This window comes from Paraburkholderia sp. BR10923 (assembly GCF_040948765.1).
Lineage (GTDB): Bacteria > Pseudomonadota > Gammaproteobacteria > Burkholderiales > Burkholderiaceae > Paraburkholderia > Paraburkholderia youngii.
The window spans coordinates 1-4,291 of the sequence record NZ_JBFPKO010000090.1; the positions used below are offsets into that span (position 1 = coordinate 1).

The 4,291-nt window shown below is 64.2% G+C and carries 3 protein-coding genes; all 3 read right to left on the reverse strand.

Annotated elements, in window-relative coordinates:
• Nucleotides 1–197: 197 nt before the first annotated feature.
• Nucleotides 198–656, reverse strand: coding sequence for a hypothetical protein (locus AB3X94_RS41240; protein WP_368593927.1), 459 nt, complete (start codon nucleotides 654–656; stop codon nucleotides 198–200).
• 9 nt (nucleotides 657–665) lie between these two features.
• Nucleotides 666–2,315, reverse strand: a complete 1,650-nt coding sequence (locus tag AB3X94_RS41245; RefSeq protein ID WP_368614426.1) for a hypothetical protein — start codon at nucleotides 2,313–2,315, stop codon at nucleotides 666–668.
• Nucleotides 2,316–2,871: 556 nt separating this feature from the next.
• Nucleotides 2,872–4,041 carry an IS91 family transposase gene (locus tag AB3X94_RS41250; protein ID WP_368593925.1) on the reverse strand — a complete coding sequence of 390 codons (1,170 nt, stop codon included), beginning with the start codon at nucleotides 4,039–4,041 and terminating at the stop codon, nucleotides 2,872–2,874.
• Between the last annotated feature and the right edge of the window lie 250 nt (nucleotides 4,042–4,291).

Below are 4,291 nucleotides of genomic sequence, written 5' to 3' on the forward strand. Positions count from 1 at the left end.
AAACCCGCACCTTCGTCAGCTGCCATCGCCAGCGTCTGCTGCTTCATCCTGTTCTGCCTTCCTTATCCACTCCGCTCTATAACGCTCCGAGTAGCTATGCGGTGGACTTGATCAGCAATGCCTTAGACTTCTCGCGTCAGGCCAGGACGAAAAAAAAGCCGGCGCATATGCGCCGGCTGTGGTTCAGGAAAATGCAGTCAGAGCAACGCTGTCTGCGCGGCCCGTGCTGCATCGATTCTCGCGATCATCGCCGCTTCCCGCTCGCGGTGCCGCCGGGACTTCTCCTCGCCCACGCCGTTGTGCTGCTCGATCACGTAGGCGAAACAGACAGGATTGGCCGGACCGCGCCACGCCTTCCAGACCTCCATGATCCGCGCGCGCACGTCGGCTGTGCATGCGAAGTACTCGCGAGGCAGGCGACGCCATTGCTGGGCGTACAGATCGCGCATGCGTTGCTCGCTCTGGTACAGCAGCCGTTCGCGCCGTTCCCGCTCTTCTTCAACCGAAAGCGCCTGGGGCACCTCGAGCTGATCGCTGAAGAGCGGGTAAGCACGGTCGATCTTTTCGCGAGCCCGATCCTGACGGCTCAGATGCAAGGCTTGCATCCGCGAAGTCCAGCGAAGGCCTTCCGCCTTCGGAGTACGATCGAATCGCATGTCCCCTCCTCAGGCTGCACGCCGTTCGAGTATCGCGCGGGCGTAATCCAGCGTGCCATCCTTTACCTGCAGACGACGCGCCTCGTTAAGCTCCGTGTTGACGAGCGCGTACTGTGTGCTCGCCCCCTTGCGCCAGTCCCGAATCTCCCGAAACCCCGATGCGATCGCGTCCTCGACATGCTGGGCGCCATCGATCACGACGCCGTCGCCGCGCTTATAGCGGGCATTCTGCGCGGCTTCCTTCGCACGCTGCGCATCCTGCTCCTTGCGCTCCGCCTGCTTGCGCGAAAGCTCGCTCGCTTCCCATGCGGCCTGTGCAGTCCCGTCGAGTCCGCACAGTTCGAAGATCGCACGACGTCGGGTCTTCCCGTTCAGGCCTCGCAACTTCAGGCCATGGAACTCGAGCACGACCTGCTTGCTGCTAGGGTTGTGATCGTCAGGCGTGTCGAGGATGTTCAGCAGACTTGCCACATCGCGCGACTCCAGTGCAACGGCGACACGGTTCGGCCACTCGAACGTCTCACGCCCGTGTGCGAGCAACGCCATCGAACGTTCCAGCGCGTGCCGACGCGCACTGAGCCGCCCCTGTGTGCGCTGCAAATCCGCATGGTCCAGCTTCTTCTCCCGGCGCCAGTCGGCGATCAGTTCACGACGCCGGGCCGCCAGCGCATTGACCGGCTGTCCGACCGATACCGGCTTGTCGAACATCTCCGGCAATGGGTCAACCTGCAGGAGCCCCGCCGCGAACAGCGCATCATCGACCTCGATGAAGTCCGGCGCATTGGATACGCCGGCGACAGCGTCCACCAGACCGTCGACCGTTTCTGTCGTGACCGGCTGTTTCGCTGCACGCATCACGGACACCAGCTGCTGCAGTTTCGCCGCCGGCAGCCGCCCGCGTAGCGTCGGAAGCTCCAGCAACGTCGACGCCCATTCCAGGTCGTAACGGAATGCCCTGTCCATCGCCCGGTATTCCGAGAGCACCGCTTCGGGAATTTGCTCGTTGCGCAGCAGCGCATAGGCGATGTGCACCTCATGTCGTCCGTTCGTCCTGCCTCCCGGCACACAAGGACCGCCGCTGGCAAAGCCGAAGCGTTCCATGGCCACGTCATTGAATAGCGACAGCAGGTTGAAGAACTGGCGCGCTTCACGTGCGGCCGATTTTTGCGCATCGATCTGGTCGGTCGATAGGAGCCGGGTTGGCGTGCGCGCAAGTTCGAAAATTACGAACAGCAGTTCCCAGTGCGACGCGCGGATCTGCCAGGGCTTCGGCTCAAGGCCATAGGTCGATAGCCACAGCGAACGGACTTCGTCGAATAGTGCCGCGAGGATTTCTGCGGCCGTGCCGTCACGACGGATGCCGAGCGTGCCGTTGTATCGCGTCACGCGTACTGCGGCCGCACCGCCCTCCAGATTGATCAAAGTGGTCTCAGTTGCCTGGACCGCCTCGTTGGCGAACAGCGCGAACACCCCGGAGAGCGTCGGGGTCGTGAAGACCTGGCCGGGAATCGAGAGTTGGTACATGTTGGCTCCGCAAAAATGGAACGGGGCCAACACCCCATCAAGGGAGATTGGCCCCGTCCGGGATTGCAAAAAAAGTGAAGAAAATTGAATCAGTCGAGGTCGAGCATCCGCGAGACAACGGCGGCGATCGCCCACGCCTGCGTGCGCGAAAGCGTCTTAATGCGCAGGACCGGCTGGCTATTCCAGTGTCCAGCCTCGCCCAAGGGGACGAACTGAACAAAATCGATCTGGATGATCCAGCCTTCCGAGCTTCCGCGGGCAACCGATAGCGCCAGCCGTCGGCGCGCGGTCCCGCTGTCCGGCCAGTCTCGTGAAGCCGACAGGCCGTAGCAGTCTTCGTTCGTTTAGGTTTATTCGATGCCTGCCATCGGCCGCAGGAATGTGAATGCCTCTGCGCGTGTCGGCAGGCGTCGAATAAGCCCGATGGAGGAAACCGCGGAGTGCTCCGATGAGGTCGGAACTCGCCGCTATGGCGATTGATAGGTCAGGATGCCCAGCAGTGTCGGATGTGGTGTGGCCGGGCGGGATGCCGGGCGGGCGCTGACGCGGTAGCGAAGTGATATTGTCGTGCGATCGCGGTGGTGAAGCGGACGTCGGAGGCGCTTCGCGGAGTGCCAGGCGCAAACGTCCGCTCGTGGGCCGCGTTGCCGCGAAGCCGACGGTCGGTTCAGATACCGGGGAACCGTAGTGCTCATGTCTGACCCCGGCACCGCGGCGGTGCGCGGATCGGCGCGCTGCGCGCGAGGATGTCGATGACGATCATCGGTGCGCCGCAGTGACGGCAGATGAAGACGGGCCGGGTTGCGGTGATGGCCTCGTCCGGTGACGGGCTGATCCCGGGTGCGACGTGCAGCAGATCGCGCACCTTCGCGAGACTGGCGCGGCGCACCGGGTTGGCGAGCAGCCCGTAGTGACGGATCCGGTGGAAACCAGCGGGCAGCACATGAAGCAGGAAGCGGCGTATGAATTCGCCGGCCTCCAGCGTCATGGTCTTGTAGCGGGTGCGTCCCTTCGCGCGGTAGTCCTTCCAGCGGAACGTCACACCGCGCTCATCGAATGCGATGAGGCGCTGGTTGGAGATGGCCACGCGGTGCGTGTAGCGCGACAGGTACTCGAGCACCGCCTTCGGTCCGGCGAACGGGCGCTTGGCGTAGACCACCCATTCGCAGCTACGCAGCGGCGCAAGCCACCGGGCAAAGGTGGCGGGGTCCGCGAGCCCGGTGTACTCGCCGAAGAACTGCAGCTGGCCATGCCGGTGGGCCACTTCGAGCGCTTCGAGGAAGCGCCGGCGGAACAGGCGTGAGAGCACGCGCACGGGCAGGAAGAAGCCGGGCCGGCAGGCGATCCAGCGCTCGCCATCGGGCGAGAGTCCGCCGCCGGGGACGATGCCGTGCACGTGCGGATGATGCGTGAGTGCGGAGCCCCAGGTGTGCAGGACGAGCGTGGCGCCGATCCAGGCGCCGAGGTGCCGGGGATCGGCGGCGATCGTGCGCAGCGTGTCGGCGGCGATGTCGAGCAGCAGGCCGTAGATGATCCGCTTGTTGTACCAGGCGATCGCACTGATGGCGGCGGGCAGTGTGAAGACGACGTGGAAGTATTCGACGGGTAGCAGGTCGGCCTGGCGTGCCTCCAGCCAGCGATGTGCGGCGCTGGCCTGGCACTTCGGGCAATGCCGGTCCCGGCACGAGTTGAAGGACACCTCTGAGCTTGCGCAACCTGGACAACGCAGCACATGTCCGCCCAGTGCCGCCGTGCGGCACCGTTCGATGGCCGACATGACCTTCAGCTGCCCCGGGCTCAGGCGTGCCGTGGCCCGCCACGCTGGCCCGTGGCTGCGGAAGATGTCCGCAACCTCCAGCATGAGGCGCTACAACGCGGGCCTACTCCGAGGGCAGACGGTCCAGTGGACTGGTGACCTCGTGCAGCAGGTCGGTGGCCACCTGGACGTAGAGCGCGGTGTTCTCGAGCCTATTGACTGCAGTCAATAGAGCAGAGATTTTTTTGGTTGGCGATCGCGGCCACTGACGCGTGAACAGGCCGGTCGGGGCCGGTCCGCGATCGGTAATCAAAAAAATGTTTGTGCTAAACCGCTCCGCAGGCGTCGGCCTTTA